This is a genomic window from Hydrogenophaga sp. RAC07, assembly GCF_001713375.1.
Taxonomy (GTDB): domain Bacteria; phylum Pseudomonadota; class Gammaproteobacteria; order Burkholderiales; family Burkholderiaceae_C; genus Hydrogenophaga.
In genome coordinates this window covers 1,765,193-1,783,465 of sequence record NZ_CP016449.1, presented here as the reverse complement: position 1 = coordinate 1,783,465, position 18,273 = coordinate 1,765,193, and the positions used below count along the sequence as shown (strand labels likewise).

The following is an 18,273-nucleotide window of genomic DNA, read 5'->3' as shown; positions in this document are numbered from 1 at the left end:
CTCCGGGGTCGTTGTTCAGTGCGGCAAGGCGCGGGTGAGTATGGCGTCGAAGTCGACACCGGCGCCCAGCGAGCCGAAGCTGTGGCCCCACTCGCCGCCGATGCGCGAATCGCAGAAGGCGCCGAACACGGCGGCGGGCGCGGTCTGCGCGAGCAGCGCGGCCTGCACGGCCAGCGCCACGTCCTGCGCGAGGCGGCGGGCTTCCATTTCGGTGGCCATCTCTTCCACACGGATGGGCAGTTGCGCGGCGAGGCGGTCCAGCGCGGGGTGCATGCCGCGTGCCGGGGCGAGCTCGTGGGCCAGCGCGGCAGCCGCGTCGGCCTTGCGCAGCGCGCGCAGCAAGTCGATGGCCATGATGTTGCCGGCTCCCTCCCAAATGGAGTTCAGCGGCATCTCGCGGTAGATGCGCGCCATCACGCCTTCACCGCCCTCTTCCACATAGCCGTTGCCACCCAGGCATTCCATGGCCTCCTGCGCAAAGTGGCTGCCGCGCTTGCAGATCCAGAACTTGGCCACCGGCGTGAGCAGGCGGTTCATCACCTGCTCGTGGGCATCGTCGGTGCGGTCGAAGCTGCGTGCCAGGCGCAGGGCCAGCGCGGTCGCGGCTTCCGATTCGAGGGCCAGGTCGGCCAGCACGTTCTTCATCAGCGGCTGGTCGATCAGTGTTTTGCCGAAGGCCTTGCGCTGGGCCGTGTGGTTGAGCGCAAGGCTCAGCGCCTGGCGCATCAGGCCGCTGGTGCCCAGCGCGCAGTCCAGCCGCGTCATGGTGCCCATGGCCAGGATCTGCGGGATGCCCCGACCCTCCTCGCCCACCAGCCAGGCACTGGCACCGACGAACTCCACTTCGGAGCTCGCGTTGGCCTTGTTGCCCAGCTTGTCCTTCAGACGCTGGATGAAGAGCTGGTTCATCGAGCCGTCGGGCAGCACGCGCGGCAAAAACAGGCAGCTCAGACCGCTGGCGGTTTGCGCCAGGATCAGGAAGGCGTCGCACATGGGCGCCGAGAAGAACCACTTGTGGCCGGTGACGCTGAAGCGCTGGCCCCAGGCGTCCGTGCCGGCGGGTTCGGCGCGCGTGGTGTTCGCGCGCACGTCGGAGCCGCCCTGCTTCTCCGTCATGCCCATGCCCATGGTCAGCCCGGTCTTGTCGAGCCAGACCTTGAGTTGCGGGTCGTAGGCGCGGCTGGTGAGGCCCGCTTCCCAGTCCTTGTAGATGGCCGGGTTGTCCTTGAGCGCGGGGGCCACCGCATAGCTCATGGAGATGGGGCACAGCATGGAAGGTTCGAGCTCGGTGAAGAGCATGAAGCCGGCGGCGCGCAACTGGTGGGCATGGCCGGTGGCCTGCTGCTCGGCGGAAAACGCTGTGCCGTGCAGACCTGCTGCCACCGCCTCGGTCATCAGCGCGTGGTAACTCGGGTGAAACTCCACCTGGTCGATGCGCTGCCCAAAGCGGTTGTGCGTCTTGAGCTGCGGCGTGTGCACGTTGGCCAGCCGCGCATGCGTCTGCATCTCGCCGCTGCCCACCACAGCGCCCAGCGCGTGCAGCGGCGCCGTGTCAAGCGCGGGTGCATTGAACGCCAGCGCGGCCTGCATGGCCCGGTTGGCGCTGAACAGGTTGGTGTCGACCAGCGGCGCGGGCTGGTTGAACACTTCATGCGTGGTCACCATGCCGGCCTCCGGGTGGTCAGATCAGTTTGACCAGTTGCTTGCCGAAGTTTTTGCCCTTGAGCAAACCCATGAAGGCTTCGGGTGCAGCGGCCAAACCCTCTGCCACGGTCTCACGCGGGCGCAGCTTGCCAGTGGCCACCAGCGTACCCAGTTCGGTCAAGGCCTCGGGCCAGACTTCCATATGCTCGCTGACGATGAAGCCTTCGATCTTGAGGCGGTTCACCAGGATCAGCGCGGGGTTCGCCAACGGCAGTGGCTGGCCGTCGTAGCCGGCGATCATGCCGCACACCGCGATGCGGCCAAACGCGTTCATGCGCAGCAGAACCGCGTCCAGCACCATGCCACCGACGTTTTCAAAATAACCGTCGATGCCTTTGGGGCACACGTCCTTGAGCGCCTTGGCGAGCGAGTACGCGTCCTTGTGCAGCTTGTAGTCGATGCAGGCGTCGAAGCCGAGTTCTTCCACCGCGTACTTGCACTTGTCGGGGCCGCCGGCGATGCCCACCGCGCGGCAGCCACGCGCCTTGGCCAGCGCGCCAAATGCACTGCCCACGGCACCCGTGGCCGCGCTCACCACCACGGTGTCGCCGGCCTTGGGGTTGATGATTTTCACCAGGCCGTACCAGGCGGTCACGCCGGGCATGCCGACTGCGCCCAGGTAGTAGGACAGCGGCACGTGCGTGGTGTCGACCTTGCGCAGCGCGCCGGGCTGCGCGGCGTCGACCACGCTGAACTGCTGCCAGCCGCCCATGCCCACGACCTTGTCGCCGGGCTGGAACTTGGGGTGCTTCGATTCGACCACCTCGCCCACGGTGCCGCCGATCATCACCTCGCCCAGGGGCTGCGAGGCCGCGTAGCTCTTGCTGTCGTTCATGCGGCCGCGCATGTACGGGTCCAGGCTCAGGAAATGGTGGCGCACCAGCACCTGGTTCTCGGTGAGGGCGGGCGTGTCGGTGGACACGAGCTTGAAGTTGTCGACGGTGGCTTCGCCCTGTGGGCGGTTGTCGAGCACGATCTGTTGGTTGGTGGGCATGGTGTGTCTCCTGAAAGGTCAGTCAGTGGAAATGCGGTTGAAGGCCTGAACGCTGCCCGCGCCCACGGGCAGCCGGGCGACGAACTTGAAGGTGCCAGTGGCGTGCGCGCAGAGCTTGCCCGCTGCGTCGAAAATGCTGCCTTCGGTGAAGGCCATGGTGGCGGTGCGGTGCAGCAGCTTGCCTTTGGCGGTGAGCGGCCCCTTGGCTGCGCGCATGAAACTGGTCTTCATCTCGATGGTCACGCAGCCCATGTCGACTTCGACCGAGCGCGCGGCGTGCGCCATCACCACGTCGAGCAGCGTCATGCTCGCGCCGCCGTGCACCACGTCGAAGGAATTCAAGTGGTCGTCGGAGGGCTTGAACGTGATCTCCGCCTCACCACTCTCGAACTTGTGCAGTTCAAAGCCGAGCAGTTCGACGAAGGGGATGCGGACGGAAAACTCCATGCTCACCCGCCCGTGATGACACTGACGCCGCCATCGACAGCCAGCCACTGACCCGTGATGTGCTTGCCGGCATCCGATGCGTACAACACGGTCAGGCCCTTCAGGTCTTCGTCGTCGCCCAGCCGACGCAGGGGAGCGTGCGAAGCCAGCTTCTCTTCGCCCATGGCCTTGAGCGTGCCCACCGTCATCTTGCTCGGGAAAAAGCCCGGGCAGATGGCGTTCACCGTGATGCCGTACTTGCCCCACTCGGCGGCCAGCGCGCGGGTGAAGTTGATCACCGCACCCTTGGAGGTGTTGTAGGCGATGGTGTTCATGCCCGACGGGTTGCCACCCAGGCCGGCGATGGAGGCGGTGTTGATGATGCGGCCGCTCTTGCGCCCGATCATGCTGCGCTTGGCCACGATCTGGCTCAGGATGAAGTAGCTGCGCACGTTGAGGTTCATCACCTTGTCCCAGGCTTCCACCGGGTGGTCTTCGGCCGGCGCGCCCCAGGCGGCACCGGCGTTGTTGACCAGGATGTCGATGTGGCCCAGGCGCTGCAGGCTCTCGTCGGCCAGGCGCTGAATTTCCTCTTCCTTCGAGCAGTCGGCGGCGATCCAGCTGGCGTCGATACCGGCCGCCTTCAGCTCGGCCGTGGCGGCCTCGAGGTCTTCGGCCTTGCGCGAGCTCACCAGCACGCGGGCGCCGGCTTCGCCCAGCGCATGGGCCATCTGCAGGCCCAGGCCACGCGAGCCACCGGTGATCAGGGCGGTCTTGCCCTTGAGGTCAAAAAGTTGAGGAACGGTGCGGGTCATGTGTGTCTCCTTGTGGTGTGTTGCTCCCTCCCCCGCTGGGGGAGGGTTGGGGTGGGGGCAGATCCGTCAGGTCTCGTAGTCCATGCACTGGCGTTCAAGAACCACTCTTCTCATGAAGGGCTTGAGCGCCACGTGCGACGGGTGCGTCTGGTAGGCCGCCAGTGCGGCGCGGTCGGTGAACGTGCTGTTGAGCACGAGGTCGTAGGTGCTCTCCAGGCCGGGCTGTGCGGTGGCCACGTCGAAGCGTTCAATGCCGGGCACCAGCTGTGCACAGGCGTCGAGCAAGGCCTTGGCCTGCGCAACGTTGCTGGCCTTGTCGCCCTCGGTGCCCAGGTCCTTGATCTTCCACATGACGATGTGGTGCAGCATCAGAACGCCTCTTCGGGCAGGGTTGCACAGGTCTGGTCTCGGTTGCTCACCACCTGCAACCAGGCACCGATCTTGGGCAGCTCGTAGTGGAAGAAGAAGCGCATGGCGGCCAGGCGCCCGGTGCGCGCGTTCGATTCGGGCGCGGCGTGCGCGGCCAATGCCACGTCCAGCCAGACCCAGGCCAGCACCGTGTGGCCAAAGGCCTGCAGATACGGCACGGCGTTTGCCAAAGCGTCGGTGGGCTCGCCGGTGGCCCAGGCGGCTTTGGTGGCCGCACCCACCTGCGCGAGTGCCTGCCCCAGCGCGTTGGCGTGTGCCGCGAACTCGGGCACGGTAACAGCGCGCTGGATGGTGGCGTTGATGCGCCCGGCCAGCAGGCTTAGGCCCTTGCCGCCTTCCATCAGCACCTTGCGCCCCAGCAGGTCCATGGCCTGGATGCCGTGCGTGCCTTCGTGGATCATGTTCAGGCGGTTGTCACGCCAGTACTGCTCCACCGGGAAATCGCGCGTGTAGCCGTAGCCGCCATGAATCTGGATGGCCAGGCTGTTCGCTTCCAGGCACCACTCGCTGGGCCAGCTCTTGGCGATGGGGGTGAGCACCTCGAGCAGCAGGCGCGCGTCATCGGCCACGGCGGCTTCGGCCGTGTGTTGCTCGTCCACCAGGCGCGCGCAATAGAGTTCGAGCGCGAGCGCGCCTTCGCAATACGACTTCTGCGCCAGCAGCATGCGTTTCACATCCGCGTGTTCGATGATGCGCACCGGTGGCTGAGCCGGGTCTTTGCCGGCCGGGCCCATGGGGCGACCCTGCGGGCGGTTTTTCGCGTAATCCAGACTGGCGAGGTAGCCGGCCATGCCCAGCATGGTCGCGGCCATGCCCACACCGATGCGGGCCTCGTTCATCATGTGGAACATGCAGTGCAGGCCCTTGCCCGCCTGACCCACGAGGTAGCCCACGGCACCGGCTTCACCACCGACCGGGTACTTGCCTTCGCCGAAATTGAGCAGCGTGTTGGTGGTGCCGCGCCAGCCGCACTTGTGGTTGAGCCCGGCCAGCGCCACGTCGTTGCGCACGCCGGTCAACTCACCAGCGGGGTTCACCATCTTCTTGGGCACGATGAAGAGCGAAATGCCACGCGTGCCGGGCACCAGCTTGCCGTGTTCATCCGGAATCTTGGCCAGCACCAGGTGGATGATGTTCTCGGTCAACTCGTGCTCGCCGGCCGAGATCCACATCTTGTTGCCCTTGAGCCGGTAGCGCGGGCCCAGCGGATCGTCCGCGAACTCGGCGCCGTCGGGCACGGCGCGCGTGGATACGTCGCTCAGGCTCGAACCCGCCTGCGGCTCGGACAAACACATGGTTCCCGAGAAACGACCACTGAACTCGTTGAGCGCGAACACCTGCTTCTGCGCCTCGGTGCCGTGCACCATGAGCAGGTTGGCGTTGCCGGTGGTGAGCATGCCGCTGCCGATGCTGACCGAAGCCATGGCAAAGAAGGCGTTGGCCGCGGCCTCGACCGTGTAGGGCAACTGCATGCCACCGACGTCGTAGTCCTGCGCGGCGCTCAGCATGCCGCTGGCGGCGTAGGCCTTCTGCGCATCGTGCGTGGCCTGCGGCAGGATCACGCGCTCGCCGTCGAAATGCGGCTCCTGCGTGTCCACCAGCCGGTTGAAGGGTGCGTACTTCTCGCGCGCGATGCGCTCACAGGTGTCGAGCACCGCGTCAAACGTCTCGCGGCTGTGGTCCGCAAAACGCTCACGCTGCTGCAGCGTCTCGACGTGCAGCCAGTCGTGCAGCAGGAAGTCGACGGTCGGGCGCAAAGTCATGGTGCGCCCCGGTGTCAGAGAACTTCAAAAATGCCGGCCGCGCCCATGCCGCCGCCAATGCACATCGTCACGCAAACGCGCTTGGCGCCACGGCGCTTGCCTTCGATCAGCGCGTGGCCGGTCAGGCGCTGGCCGGACACGCCATAGGGGTGACCCACCGCGATGGCGCCGCCGTTGACGTTGAGCCTGTCACCCGGGATGCCCAGCTTGTCGCGGCAGTAGATCACCTGCACCGCGAAGGCTTCGTTGAGTTCCCACAGGTCGATGTCGCTCACCTTCAGACCCAGGCGCGCGAGCACCTTGGGAATGGCGAACACCGGGCCGATGCCCATCTCGTCGGGCTCGCAGCCGGCCACGGCAAAGCCGAGGAAACGGCCCAGCGGGGTCAGGCCGCGCTTCTCGGCCAGGGTTTCGTTCATCAGCACGCAGGCGCCGCCGCCATCGCTGAACTGGCTGGCGTTGCCGGCCGAAACCAGGCCGCCCGGCAGCGCCGAACGCAGGCCGTGGATGCCTTCAAAGGTGGTGCCGGCGCGGATGCCTTCGTCGTTCTCCACCGTCACCTGCTTGGTCGTGAGGCCCATGACCTTGTCTGCCACGCCGGCGGTCACGGTGATGGGGGCGATCTCGGCCTTGAAGAGGCCGGCTTCCAGCGCGGCCGTGGCCTTCTGCTGGCTGGCAGCGCCGTACTCGTCCATGGCGTCGCGGCCAATGCCGTAACGCTTGGCCACCTGCTCGGCGGTCTGCAGCATGTTCCAGTAGATCTCGGGCTTGTTCTTGGCGAGCCACGGGTCGGCCAGCATGTGGGTGTTCATCTCTTGCTGCACGCACGAAATGCTTTCCACGCCACCGGCCACATACACGTCGCCTTCGCCCGCGATGATGCGTTGGGCGGCCATGGCGATGGTCTGCAGACCCGACGAGCAGAAGCGGTTGACGGTCATGCCCGAGGTGGTGATGGGCAGGCCGGCGCGCAGCGCGATCTGGCGCGCGATGTTGGCACCGGTGGCGCCCTCGGGGTTGGCGCAACCCATGATGACGTCGTCCACTTCGGCGGCTTCGATGCCGGCGCGGGCAACCGCGTGCTGCACCGCGTGGCCACCCAGGGTGGCTCCGTGGGTCATGTTGAAGGCGCCCTTCCAGCTCTTGGCCAGGGGTGTGCGGGCGGTGGAAACGATGACGGCGTTGGTCATGAAATGTTCTCCTGTTCGGTCTTGTGCTGTGGGGTCAGGCGTTGAAGGTTTTGCCTTCTGCAACCAACCTGGCCAGCAGCGGGGCTGGCTCCCAGAATTTCGCGTCGTCCAGCGGGTTCTTGGCAAAGCGCTTCATGCTCTGCACCACGTTGAACAGGCCCACGGTGTCGGCGTAAATCATCGGGCCGCCGCGGTGTGCGGGGAAGCCGTAGCCGAAGATGTAGACCACGTCGATGTCGCTGGCCTTGTTGGCAATGCCCTCTTCCAGGATGTGCGCGGCTTCGTTCACCAGCGAATACACCAGGCGCTGCACGATCTCCTCGTCGGAAATCTTGCGCGGCGTGATGCCCAGCGACTTGCGGTGGTCCTCGATCATCTTCACCACCTCGGCGTTCGGGATCGCGTCGCGCTTGCCCGGCACGTAGTCGTACCAGCCGGCGCCGGTCTTCTGGCCGTAGCGGCCCTTCTCGCACAGCAAGTCAGCGGTCTTGCTGTACTTCATGTCCGGCTTTTCCTGGTAGCGGCGCTTGCGGATCGCCCAGCCGATGTCGTTGCCGGCCAGGTCGCCCATGCGGAACGGGCCCATGGCCATGCCGAACTTCTCCATCGCCTTGTCGACCTGCTCGGGCGTGCAGCCCTCGTCGAGCAAAAAGCCGCCCTGGCGGCCGTACTGCTCGATCATGCGGTTGCCGATGAAGCCGTCGCACACGCCGGAGACCACCGCCGTCTTCTTGATCTTCTTGGCCACGGTCATGACGGTGGCCATCACGTCCTTGGCGGTCTTTTCGCCACGCACCACTTCCAGCAGCTTCATCACGTTGGCCGGGCTGAAGAAGTGCAGGCCCACCACGTCCTGCGGCCGCTTGGTGAAGCTGGCGATCTTGTTGACGTCCAGTGTCGAGGTGTTGGAGGCCAGGATCGCGCCGGGCTTCATCACGCGGTCGAGTTCCTTGAACACGGCTTCCTTGACGCCGATCTCTTCAAACACCGCCTCGATCACGAGGTCGGCCGCGCTCAGGTCGTCGTAGCTCAGCGTGGTGCTCAAGAGCGCCATGCGCTGCTCGTACTTGTCCTGCTTGAGCTTGCCCTTTTTCACCTGGGCTTCGTAGTTCTTGCGGATGGTCGCCAGGCCACGGTCCAGCGCTTCCTGCTTCATCTCCAGCATCTTCACCGGGATGCCGGCGTTGAGGAAGTTCATGGCGATGCCGCCACCCATGGTGCCGGCGCCGATGACGGCCACCGAGGCGATCTCGCGCTTGGGCGTGTCTTCGGGCACATCCGGAATCTTGCTCGCGGCGCGCTCGGCGGTGAACAGGTGGCGCAGCGCGCGGCACTCGGGTGTCCACATCAGGTTGATGAAGATCTCGCGCTCGAAGGCCATGCCGTCGTCGAATTTCTTCCTGGTGGCGGCTTCCACCGCGTCCACGCACTTGGCGGGTGCGGGGAAGTTCTTCGACATGCCCTTGACCATGTTGCGGGCGAAGGCGAAGTACGCGTCGCCCAGCGGGTGCTTGCACGGCAGGTTGCGGACCTTGGGCAGCGCGCTGCCGTCGGCGTGTTTGGCGGCCATCTCGCGGGCCAGGGCCAGCGCTTCTTCGGCCAGGCTGTCGGCAGAGGCTGCCATCTTGTCGAACAGCTTCTGGCCCGGCAGCATGGCCAGCATCTCGCTCTTCACCGGCTCGCCACTCACGATCATGTTGAGCGCGGGCTCCACGCCCAGGGCGCGCGGCAGGCGCTGCGTGCCGCCGGCACCAGGGATCAGGCCGAGCTTGACCTCGGGCAGCGCCACGCTGGTACCGGGCGCGGCAATGCGGTAGTGGCAACCCAGCGCCAGTTCCAGGCCACCGCCCATGCACACGCTGTGGATGGCCGCAATCACGGGCTTGGATGTGTTTTCCACCGCGAGGATGACGGAGAGCAGGTTGGGTTCGGCCAGGGCCTTGGGTGAACCGAATTCGCGGATGTCGGCGCCGCCGGAAAACGCCTTGCCCGCGCCCGTGATCACGATGGACTTCACGGCCGGATCGGCCTCTGCCTTCTCCAGACCGGCGGCAATGCCCTGGCGGGTGGAGAGACCCAGACCGTTGACCGGCGGGTTGTTCATGGTGATGACGGCGACATCGCCGTGGACCTGGTACTCAGCGGTCATGGAATCTCCTTCGTTGTTGGCGGAAAACGGGTGCCCTGAGGCATTGACTGTGATGTTCTTCCCGGAAAAGAACGATCGTTCGATTCTAGGAACTTGCTGCGCTGCCGCAAGGGCCGGGTGTCGCGTGGAAGACCGAACCCTCTCCGGCGCGCGTGCCCAAACCCAGGATGCCGTGGGTCCGGCTCCGCCGGCCCACAGGCATCGCCCCCCAGTGGGGGGTGACGCCGAAGGCGGCGCGGGGGGCGTTCACACCTCAAGCCACTCTTTGCGAATCTGGGCGTCTGCGCGAAGTGTCTCGGGGGTTCCCTCGAACACGATGCTGCCGTGCCCCATCACCAGCACACGGTCCGAAATGCTCAGCGCGATGGTGAGCTTCTGCTCGATCAGCAGCACCGACACGCCCCGGCTCTTGAGCTTTTGCAGGTACTCGGCCACCAGTTCCACGATCTTGGGCGCGAGGCCCTCGGTGGGTTCGTCGATGATGATCAGGTCGGGGTCGCCCATGAGGGTGCGGCACAGCGTGAGCATCTGCTGCTCACCGCCGGAGAGCACGCCGGCCTCGGTGTGCTCACGCTCCTTGAGGCGCGGGAACATGGCGTACATGTCGTCGAAGCTCCAGCGCGCACCCAGCCCCTTGCCCTTCTGGCCGAGCAGCAGGTTCTGGTGCACGGTGAGCTTGGGGAAGATGTCGCGGTTCTCCGGTACATGGCCGATGCCGAGGTGTGCAATCTCAAAAGGCTTCTTGCCCAGGATGGGCTTGCCCTGCCAGGCGACGCTGCCGGTGGCCTCCACCAGGCCCATGATGGCTTTGGCGGTGGTGGAGCGGCCCGAGCCGTTGCGCCCAAGTAGCGCCACGATCTCGCCCTTGCCCACCGAAAACTGCACCCCGTGCAGCACATGGCTCTTGCCGTAGTAGGCGTGTAGGTCTTGTATCTCAAGCATGGTGTGTCCTCAGTGGCCTGCCGCCTGTTGATCTGCGAGCACCGAGCCCAGATAAGCTTCTTGAACGCGCGGGTTGGCGCGCACGGCTTCGGGCACGTCAAAGGCAATCACCTCGCCGTACACCACCACCGCGATGCGGTCGGCCAGGCCGAACACCACGCCCATGTCGTGTTCCACGGTGAGCAGTGTCTTGCCCACCGTCACCTCGCGGATCAGGTCGATGAAGCGGCTGGTTTCGCTCTTGCTCATGCCGGCCGTGGGTTCGTCCAGCAGGATCACCTGCGCACCACCGGCAATGGTGATGCCGATCTCCAGCGCACGCTGCTCGGCGTAGGTGAGGTTCATGGCCAGCGTGTCGTGCTTGCGCTCCAGGTGGATCATGCGCATGAGCTCCTCGGCCCGGTCGTTCGCGTCCTTCAGGTTCGCCAGGAACTTCAGGAACGTGTACTTGTAGCCCAGGCTCCAGAGCACGCCGCAGCGCAGGTTCTCGAACACGCTGAGCTTGGGGAAGATGTTGGTGATCTGGAAGCTGCGCGAGAGACCCAGCCGGTTGATCTCGAACGGCTTCAAGCCGTTGATGCGGTGGCCGCCCAGCATCACGTCGCCGCTGCTGGGCTCGAAACGGCCGGAGATCAGGTTGAACAGCGTGGACTTGCCCGCGCCGTTGGGGCCGATGATGGCCACGCGTTCACCGGGGTTCACCACCAGATTCACGCCGCGGATGATGTCGGTCTTGCCGAAGCTCTTGCGCAGGTCGCGAAGCTCCAGCGCCGGCGTCGATGTGTTGCCGCTCATGCAGCCTCCCGTTGCTGGATGTGTTTTTCAATCGTCACCTGAATGTCGTTCCACTGGACCATGAAGCGTCGACGGGCCCACTCGAACAGACCGAATCCCACCACCAGCACAACCACGGAACCCACCCAGCTCGCGGCACGCTTGGCGTCGAGATCCACGCCCATGAAGCGCAGCAGCGTGTCCTGCCCGGCATTGAGCTGCAGGTGGTACATCATCTCGATCATGGCGCCCGCTCCGGCGAAGATGACCACGCCAAACAGCGCCAGCAGCACATAGCTGCCCAGCACTCGCCTGAGCAAACCGTAGGCCGCCACCCTCACGTTCATCATGATCAGGCTGGCCACCCCCCCGGGCGCATACATCACCATGAACAGGAAGATCAGGCCCAGATAAAGCAGCCAGGCTTTGGTGAGCTCGGAGAGCAGCACCGAGGCCAGCACCATCAGGACGCCGCCGATGATGGGGCCGAAGAAAATGGTGGCGCCACCCAGGAAGGTGAACAGCAGATAGGCGCCCGAGCGCCCGGCGCCCACCACCTCCGCCGTGACGATCTCAAAAACGATCGCCCCCAGACCGCCTGCGATGCCGGCGAAGAAGCCGGCGATCATGAAGGACAGGTAGCGCACCTTTTGCGTGTTGTAGCCAATGAACTCCACCCGCTCCGGGTTGTCGCGCACGGCGTTGAGGATGCGGCCCAGCGGGGTGCGGGTGAAGGCAAACATGAGCCCCACACAGACGAAGGTGTAGACCGCGACCAGAAAATACACCTGCCGCGGCGGCCCGAAGGTGATGCCGAAGAAGGCCTCGCCCACCACCCGGTTGCCCGACACCCCCGCTTCACCGCCGAAGAATTCGGAGAACATCAGCGACATGGCGAACACCAGTTCGGCCATGCCGAGCGTGATCATCGCAAAGGTGGTTCCAGCCTTCTTGGTGGTCACATATCCAAACAGGATCGCGAAGAACAGCCCGGCCACGCCGCCCACCAGAGGCAACAGGGTCACAGGAATCGGAAACTGTCCATCCGTGATGGCATTGAGCGCGTGCATGGCCACATAGGAGCCCAGCCCGGTGTAGACCGCGTGGCCAAAGCTCAGCATGCCGCCCTGTCCCAGCAGGATGTTGTAGGACAGGCACGCGATGATCGCAATGCCCATCTGCGAGAGCATGCTGGTCGAGAGGCTGCTGGTGAATACAAAAGGCGCTGCCAGCAGCAACGCGGCAAAGAGGGACCAGACGGTCCGGCGGCCTTTGTTGAAGCCGTTTGAAGTGTGTTGCATGGTGGTCATGTCGGGTCAGCCTTCGCGCGTGCCGAGGAGGCCCTTGGGGCGGAAGATCAGGATCAGCACCAGGAACAGGTAGGGCAGGATGGGCGCCACCTGAGACAGGGTCAGCTTGATCACCGAGTTTTCCTTCGTGGCGTCCGAGAGTTCGATGCCGAGCTGCTGCGCCAGGCTGATGAAGGAGTAGTCGAAGGCCACGGCAAAGGTCTGGATCACACCGATGAGCAGCGACGCGAGGAACGCGCCCGAGAGCGAGCCCATGCCGCCGACGACCACCACCACGAAGATCACCGACCCCACCGTGGCGGCCATGGCCGGCTCGGTGACGAAGGTGCTGCCGCCAATGACACCGGCGAGGCCGGCCAGACCGGTACCCGCGCCGAACACCAGCATGAACACCCGCGGCACGTTGTGCCCCAGGCTCTCCACCGTCTCGGGGTGGGTGAGCGCGGCCTGGATCACCAGACCGATGCGGGTGCGCGTGAGCAGCAGCCACAGGGCCAGCAGCATCAGCAGGGCCACCAGCATCATGAAACCGCGCGTGGCGGGGAACGGGGAGCAGATCACGTTCGCAGCGGAACACACCTCGCTGGATGCCGCGCCCCAGACCATCTGCAGCGAATCGTCGGCCAGGTGCACCAGCGTGAAGGCCGGACCGCGCAGGGCTTCGGGTGGTGCGAAATCGAGTGCTGTGCGGCCCCAGATCAGCTGCACCACCTCGAGCAGGATGTAGGAAAACCCGAAGGTCACGAGCAGTTCGGGCACGTGGCCGAACTTGTGCACCTTGCGCAGCGTGAGGCGCTCGAACACCGCGCCCATGGCACCCACCAGCACCGGAGCCACGATGAGCGCGGGCCAGAAACCGATCCAGTTGGACAGCGTGTAGCCCATGTAGGCACCCACCATGTAGAAACTGGCGTGGGCAAAATTGAGGACGCCCATCATGCTGAAGATGAGGGTCAGCCCCGAGCTCAACATGAACAGCAACAGACCGTAGCTGATGCCGTTGAGCATGGAGATGATGAAGAACTCCATGAGTTCGCCTTTCGTGGCTGGTGTGTCAGCCGTCGGAGCACCGTGAAAACAAACCAGCGCCTGAAACGGCGCTGGTTCTACCCAAGGCAACCACCGTGCACGAAACAGGATTCGTGCGCGGCGGTGCTGTCGATCAGCCTGGACGTTTCATCTGGCAGCTGGTGGGCGTGCTGGACACGTAGGAGGGGTACTCCTTCACCGGTGCCAGCGTCATGCCGGTGTTCTCGGGGCTGTAGGGGTACTTCTTGTCGGCTTTCTGCCAGACCGCAACGAACAGCGGCTGCTGCAACTGGTGGTCCAGCTTGCGCACTTCCACTTCGCCATTGAAGCCCTTGAACTTGAGGCCTTCCATGGCAGCGGCCACTTTCACCGGGTCGGTGGACTTGGCCTTGGCCATGGCTTCGGACACGGCGGCATAAGCCAGCGGGATGGCGCCGGTGTACATGTCGTCCTTGTACTTGGCCTTGAACTCGTCGGCCCACTTGCCCATCTGGCCACCCATGTTGTAGTGCTGGTAGGCCACCTGGTACACGCGGCCTTCGCCACCCGTTCCGAGAGCGGTCGGGGTGCCCGTCACGCCGGTGTAGTAGGTGTAGAACTTGCCGGTGTAGCCGCCTTCGTTGGCCGCCTTCACCAGCAGCGCGAGGTCGGAGCCCCAGTTGCCGGTGATCACGGTGTCGGCGCCCGAAGCCTTGATCTTCGCCACATAGGGCGCGAAGTCGCGCACCTGCGCCAGCGGGTGCAGGTCTTCGCCGACGATCTTCACGTCGGGGCGCTTGCGGGCCAGGTTTTCCTTGGCGAAGCGCGCGACCTGCTGGCCGTGCGAGTAGTTCTGGTTCAGCAGGTAGACGTTCTTCACATCCGGCTGGTCCTTCATGAAGGTCGTCATGGCCTCCATCTTCATGGAGGTATCGGCGTCAAAACGGAAGTGCCAGTAGTTGCACTTGCTGTTGGTGAAGTCGGGGTCGACCGCGGCGTAGTTCAGGAAGATCACTTCCTTGCCGGGGTTGCGTTCGTTGTGCTTGCTCACGGCATCGATCAGCGCGCCGGCCACCGACGAGCCGTTGCCCTGGGCGATGTAGCGCACGCCCTGGTCGAGCGCGGCCTTGAAGTTGTTCAGGCTCTCGGCGGGGCTGAGCTTGTTGTCGAAACCGACCACCTCGAACTTCACACCAGCCGGGTTGGACTGGGTGAACTTCTCCGCGAAGAACTGCCAGCTCTTGAGCTGGTTGTTGCCCACCGGACCCATCAGGCCGGTCTGCGGGTCGATCAGGGCGATCTTGACGGTCTCGCCCTTCTGGGCGTGTGCGCCGAGTGCGCAAGCGAGCAGCGTGGCTGCGGTGAGGCTCTTGATGGCGAAATGCATTGTTTGTCTCCAATGGGTTGGTGTGGTCGCGCATGCAGCTTACAAGCCTGTTGCGGTGCAGCACTCAGGGATACCCCCTAGGGGGTATCGCACTGGCGACTTTCATCGAAGAAACCATGCCTCCGCGGGACTCAGACGCCGGGCAACACGTAGTCCTTGAGCTGTTGACGCAATGTCATTTTTTGCATCTTGCCGGTCGCGCCCAGCGGGATCGCGTCGACAAACACCACATCGTCCGGGATTTGCCATTTGGCGGTCTTGCCCTCGAAGAAGGCCAGCAATTCCTCGCGCGTGACCTCGGCGCCCGGTTTCTTGACCACCACCACGATGGGCCGCTCGTCCCATTTGGGGTGGCGCATGCCCACGCAGGCCGCCATGGCCACGGCCGGGTGGGCCATGGCGATGTTTTCCACGTCGATCGAGCTGATCCACTCGCCGCCCGACTTGATCACGTCCTTGCTGCGGTCGGTGATCTGCATGAAGCCGTCGGGGTCGATGGTGGCCACGTCGCCGGTGGGGAACCAGCCCTGGCCCTGTGCGTCATAGCGCAGCGGGTCGCCGCCCTCGCCTTTGTAATAACTCGAAATGATCCACGGGCCGCGCACCAGCAGGTCGCCGTAGCTCTTGCCGTCCCAGGGCAGTTCTTCGCCGCTCTCGTCGACGATCTTCATGTCCACGCCGTAGACCGCGCGGCCCTGCTTGAGCAGGATCTTGTGCTGCTCTTCGGGCGGCAGCGCCAACTGTGCGTTTTTCAGCGAGCACACCGTGCCCAGGGGCGACATCTCGGTCATGCCCCAGGCGTGGATCACGGCCACGCCGTACTGGTCGTTGAAAGCCTTCATCATGGCCGGCGGGCAGGCCGAGCCACCGATCACGGTGCCTTTGAGCGTGCTGAACTTGAGGTTGTTGGCCTGCAAGTGGCCCAGCAGCATCTGCCAGACCGTGGGCACGCCTGCGGCCATGGTCACCTTCTCGCTTTCCAGCAGCTCGTAGATGGACTTGCCGTCCATCGCAGGCCCGGGGAACACCAGTTTGCAGCCGGTGGCCGCCGCCGAGTACGGCAGTCCCCAGGCGTTGACGTGGAACATGGGCACCACCGGCAGCACGCTGTCGCGCGCGCTCAGGCTCAGGGCGTCGGGCAGCGCCGCGGTGAACGCATGCAGGATGGTGGAGCGGTGCGAGTACAGCGCGGCCTTGGGGTTGCCGGTGGTGCCGCTCGTGTAGCACATGCTGGACGCCGAGTTCTCGTCGAACGTGGGCCAGTGGTAGGTATCGGGCTGGTTGGCGATCCAGGCCTCGTAGCTCTGCAGACCCGGCAGGCCGCTGTCGGCGGGCAGCTTGTCGGCGTCGCACAGCGCGATCCAGTGTTGGACGGTGGGGCACTTGGCCGCCACCGCCTTGACCAGCGGCAGGAAGGTCAAGTCGAAACAGACCACCTTGTCTTCGGCGTGGTTGACGATCCAGGTGAGTTGCTCGGGGTGCAGGCGCGGGTTGAGCGTGTGCAGCACATGGCCGGTGCCGCTGACACCGAAATACAGCTCCAGGTGGCGATAGCCGTTCCAGGCCAGCGTGGCCACGCGGTCGCCAAAGCTCAGGTTCATCGCGTTCAGCGCGTTGGCCACCTTGCGCGAGCGCACGGCGATCTGGCCCCAGTTGCTGCGGTGGATGTCGCCCTCGACGCGACGGGAGACGATCTCGCCGCTGGCGTGGTGCCGCTCGGCGTGCACGATCAGCGTTGAAATCAAAAGCGGTTGGCTTTGCATCTGGCCCAGCATGGGAATCTCCTGTGTGGTTTTGGTGGTTCTGGCGGTTTTGGACAGTCGACGGATCATGCCGCAGACACCACCAACACCCCACCCGGGTTGGCCCGGATAGCCCGCCCGGCAGTGGGTGCAAGTCGTCTCGGTGACAATGGTCCGCATGAGTTTCCCCCTGGCCTGGACCCACCGCTTCGCCGACCTCGGCCCCGATTTCCACACCGAACTGCAGCCCACCCCCCTGCCCGATCCGCACTGGGTTGGCCAGAGCCGCGCGGTGACAGAGGAGCTCGGACTCGACGATGCCTGGATGCAGGGCATGGAGGCCCTGCAGGCCTTCACCGGCAATGCGGTGCTGCCCGGCATGCGGCCCCTGGCCAGCGTGTACAGCGGCCACCAGTTCGGCCACTGGGCGGGTCAGTTGGGGGACGGCCGCGCCATCCTGCTGGGTGAGTTGCCCGGGCCCTCCGGTCCGCTGGAAGTGCAGCTCAAGGGCGCCGGTCTCACGCCCTATTCGCGCATGGGCGACGGCCGCGCCGTGCTGCGCAGCTCCATCCGCGAATTCCTGTGCAGCGAAGCCATGCACGCGCTGGGCATCCCCACCAGCCGGGCGCTCTGTGTCACCGGCTCACCCGGCAAGGTGCGGCGTGAGGAGATCGAGACCGCTGCGGTCGTGACGCGTGTGGCACCCAGCTTCATCCGCTTCGGCCACTTCGAACACTTCTCGCACAGCGGTCAACACGCGCAGTTGCGCATCCTGGCCGACTTCGTCATCGACCACTTCTACCCGGCCTGCCGGCAAGCACCAGGCAACCCGTATGCCGCGCTGCTCGAAGCCGTGAGCGCGCGCACCGCCGACATGGTGGCGCAATGGCAGGCCGTGGGCTTCTGCCACGGCGTGATGAACACCGACAACATGAGCATCCTGGGCCTGACCATCGACTACGGCCCGTTCCAGTTCCTCGATGCCTTCGTCCCCGGCCACATCTGCAACCACAGCGACACCGGCGGTCGCTACGCCTACAACCGCCAGCCCAACATCGCGTACTGGAACCTGTTCGCGCTGGGCCAGGCGCTGCTGCCGCTGATGGACGAGCAGCAGCAGGCGCTGGATGCGCTGGAGCCCTACAAGGCGCTCATGCCGGCCGCGTTGCAGCGGCGCATGAACGCCAAGCTGGGCCTGGAGCGTGTGCAGGACGGCGATGCCGAACTGACCGAAGCGCTGATGAAACTGCTGGCGGCCGACGCAGTGGACTTCACCATCTTCTGGCGCCGGCTGAGCCACGTGGTGGCGGGTGACCTGGATCCCGTGCGCGACCTGTTCCTGCAGCGCGAGGCCTTCGATGCCTGGGCCGTGCAGTGGCAAGAGCGTCTGCAGGCGCAGCCTGGCTTTGACGCCGCTGCCACTCAGGCGCAGATGCTGCGCACCAACCCCCATGTGGTGCTGCGCAACCACCTGGGCGAAGTCGCCATCCAGCGTGCGAAACAGGGCGACTTCAGCGAGGTTGCCAGGTTGCAAAACGCGCTGGAGCACCCATTTGAAGAAGTCGCCGGTCGAGAAGACCTGGCCGCTTTCCCCCCCGACTGGGCTAGCCAGATCGAGATCAGCTGCTCGTCATGAAGGA

General features: G+C 65.2%; 15 protein-coding genes. 1 reads left to right on the top strand and 14 read right to left on the bottom strand.

Going from position 1 to position 18,273, the window contains the following annotated elements; translation table 11 throughout:
• Window positions 1–15: 15 nt before the first annotated feature.
• From BSY239_RS08320 to BSY239_RS08255, 14 genes are all read right to left on the bottom strand, one after another.
• A complete protein-coding gene (locus tag BSY239_RS08320) occupies window positions 16–1,665 on the bottom strand; it encodes an isovaleryl-CoA dehydrogenase (RefSeq protein ID WP_069046429.1) in 1,650 nt (549 codons plus the stop codon).
• Window positions 1,666–1,681: 16 nt separating this feature from the next.
• Window positions 1,682–2,698 (bottom strand): NADP-dependent oxidoreductase, encoded by a 1,017-nt coding sequence (locus tag BSY239_RS08315; RefSeq protein WP_069046428.1) that lies wholly within the window; start codon window positions 2,696–2,698, stop codon window positions 1,682–1,684.
• 18 nt (window positions 2,699–2,716) lie between these two features.
• The gene (locus BSY239_RS08310) at window positions 2,717–3,145 is read right to left on the bottom strand and encodes a PaaI family thioesterase (RefSeq protein ID WP_069046427.1); all 429 of its coding nucleotides are present in this window, start codon (window positions 3,143–3,145) and stop codon (window positions 2,717–2,719) included.
• A 2-nt stretch (window positions 3,146–3,147) separates the two neighbouring features.
• The gene (locus BSY239_RS08305) at window positions 3,148–3,939 is read right to left on the bottom strand and encodes an SDR family oxidoreductase (protein WP_069046426.1); all 792 of its coding nucleotides are present in this window, start codon (window positions 3,937–3,939) and stop codon (window positions 3,148–3,150) included.
• Window positions 3,940–4,005: 66 nt separating this feature from the next.
• On the bottom strand, window positions 4,006–4,308 hold the full coding sequence (locus BSY239_RS08300; RefSeq protein WP_069046425.1) for a Dabb family protein: 303 nt from the start codon (window positions 4,306–4,308) through the stop codon (window positions 4,006–4,008).
• Complete coding sequence (locus tag BSY239_RS08295) at window positions 4,308–6,131, bottom strand: acyl-CoA dehydrogenase (protein WP_069046424.1); 1,824 nt, start codon at window positions 6,129–6,131, stop codon at window positions 4,308–4,310. The genes BSY239_RS08300 and BSY239_RS08295 overlap by 1 nt, the downstream gene beginning before the upstream one ends.
• A gap of 14 nt (window positions 6,132–6,145) precedes the next feature.
• Window positions 6,146–7,321, bottom strand: a complete 1,176-nt coding sequence (locus BSY239_RS08290; RefSeq protein ID WP_069046423.1) for an acetyl-CoA C-acyltransferase — start codon at window positions 7,319–7,321, stop codon at window positions 6,146–6,148.
• A 34-nt stretch (window positions 7,322–7,355) separates the two neighbouring features.
• Window positions 7,356–9,470: a 3-hydroxyacyl-CoA dehydrogenase NAD-binding domain-containing protein gene (locus BSY239_RS08285; protein ID WP_069046422.1), complete on the bottom strand. Its 2,115-nt coding sequence runs from the start codon at window positions 9,468–9,470 to the stop codon at window positions 7,356–7,358.
• 246 nt (window positions 9,471–9,716) lie between these two features.
• Window positions 9,717–10,412 carry an ABC transporter ATP-binding protein gene (locus tag BSY239_RS08280; protein ID WP_069046421.1) on the bottom strand — a complete coding sequence of 232 codons (696 nt, stop codon included), beginning with the start codon at window positions 10,410–10,412 and terminating at the stop codon, window positions 9,717–9,719.
• Window positions 10,413–10,421: 9 nt separating this feature from the next.
• The gene (locus BSY239_RS08275) at window positions 10,422–11,207 is read right to left on the bottom strand and encodes an ABC transporter ATP-binding protein (protein ID WP_069046420.1); all 786 of its coding nucleotides are present in this window, start codon (window positions 11,205–11,207) and stop codon (window positions 10,422–10,424) included.
• A complete protein-coding gene (locus BSY239_RS08270; protein ID WP_083239882.1) occupies window positions 11,204–12,496 on the bottom strand; it encodes a branched-chain amino acid ABC transporter permease in 1,293 nt (430 codons plus the stop codon). The genes BSY239_RS08275 and BSY239_RS08270 overlap by 4 nt, the downstream gene beginning before the upstream one ends.
• 6 nt (window positions 12,497–12,502) lie before the next feature.
• Window positions 12,503–13,525, bottom strand: a complete 1,023-nt coding sequence (locus BSY239_RS08265) for a branched-chain amino acid ABC transporter permease (RefSeq protein WP_069046419.1) — start codon at window positions 13,523–13,525, stop codon at window positions 12,503–12,505.
• A gap of 133 nt (window positions 13,526–13,658) precedes the next feature.
• Window positions 13,659–14,891 (bottom strand): branched-chain amino acid ABC transporter substrate-binding protein, encoded by a 1,233-nt coding sequence (locus BSY239_RS08260; protein ID WP_069046418.1) that lies wholly within the window; start codon window positions 14,889–14,891, stop codon window positions 13,659–13,661.
• A gap of 131 nt (window positions 14,892–15,022) precedes the next feature.
• The gene (locus tag BSY239_RS08255) at window positions 15,023–16,666 is read right to left on the bottom strand and encodes a 3-(methylthio)propionyl-CoA ligase (RefSeq protein WP_069046417.1); all 1,644 of its coding nucleotides are present in this window, start codon (window positions 16,664–16,666) and stop codon (window positions 15,023–15,025) included.
• Between the two features lie 145 nt (window positions 16,667–16,811).
• Here BSY239_RS08255 and BSY239_RS08250 point away from each other — a divergent pair, with 145 nt between their 5' ends.
• Window positions 16,812–18,269, top strand: coding sequence for a protein adenylyltransferase SelO (locus BSY239_RS08250; protein WP_236944161.1), 1,458 nt, complete (start codon window positions 16,812–16,814; stop codon window positions 18,267–18,269).
• Window positions 18,270–18,273: the final 4 nt, after the last annotated feature.

Bases quoted from the DNA above. Each gene is read 5' to 3' on its own strand.
- BSY239_RS08320 (WP_069046429.1), bottom strand. From the start codon at position 1,665: ATGGTGACCACGCATGAAGTGTTCAACCAGCCCGCGCCGCTGGTCGAC.
- BSY239_RS08315 (WP_069046428.1), bottom strand. From the start codon at position 2,698: ATGCCCACCAACCAACAGATCGTGCTCGACAACCGCCCACAGGGCGAA.
- BSY239_RS08310 (WP_069046427.1), bottom strand. From the start codon at position 3,145: ATGGAGTTTTCCGTCCGCATCCCCTTCGTCGAACTGCTCGGCTTTGAA.
- BSY239_RS08305 (WP_069046426.1), bottom strand. From the start codon at position 3,939: ATGACCCGCACCGTTCCTCAACTTTTTGACCTCAAGGGCAAGACCGCC.
- BSY239_RS08300 (WP_069046425.1), bottom strand. From the start codon at position 4,308: ATGCTGCACCACATCGTCATGTGGAAGATCAAGGACCTGGGCACCGAG.
- BSY239_RS08295 (WP_069046424.1), bottom strand. From the start codon at position 6,131: ATGACTTTGCGCCCGACCGTCGACTTCCTGCTGCACGACTGGCTGCAC.
- BSY239_RS08290 (WP_069046423.1), bottom strand. From the start codon at position 7,321: ATGACCAACGCCGTCATCGTTTCCACCGCCCGCACACCCCTGGCCAAG.
- BSY239_RS08285 (WP_069046422.1), bottom strand. From the start codon at position 9,470: ATGACCGCTGAGTACCAGGTCCACGGCGATGTCGCCGTCATCACCATG.
- BSY239_RS08280 (WP_069046421.1), bottom strand. From the start codon at position 10,412: ATGCTTGAGATACAAGACCTACACGCCTACTACGGCAAGAGCCATGTG.
- BSY239_RS08275 (WP_069046420.1), bottom strand. From the start codon at position 11,207: ATGAGCGGCAACACATCGACGCCGGCGCTGGAGCTTCGCGACCTGCGC.
- BSY239_RS08270 (WP_083239882.1), bottom strand. From the start codon at position 12,496: ATGACCACCATGCAACACACTTCAAACGGCTTCAACAAAGGCCGCCGG.
- BSY239_RS08265 (WP_069046419.1), bottom strand. From the start codon at position 13,525: ATGGAGTTCTTCATCATCTCCATGCTCAACGGCATCAGCTACGGTCTG.
- BSY239_RS08260 (WP_069046418.1), bottom strand. From the start codon at position 14,891: ATGCATTTCGCCATCAAGAGCCTCACCGCAGCCACGCTGCTCGCTTGC.
- BSY239_RS08255 (WP_069046417.1), bottom strand. From the start codon at position 16,666: ATGCTGGGCCAGATGCAAAGCCAACCGCTTTTGATTTCAACGCTGATC.
- BSY239_RS08250 (WP_236944161.1), top strand. From the start codon at position 16,812: ATGAGTTTCCCCCTGGCCTGGACCCACCGCTTCGCCGACCTCGGCCCC.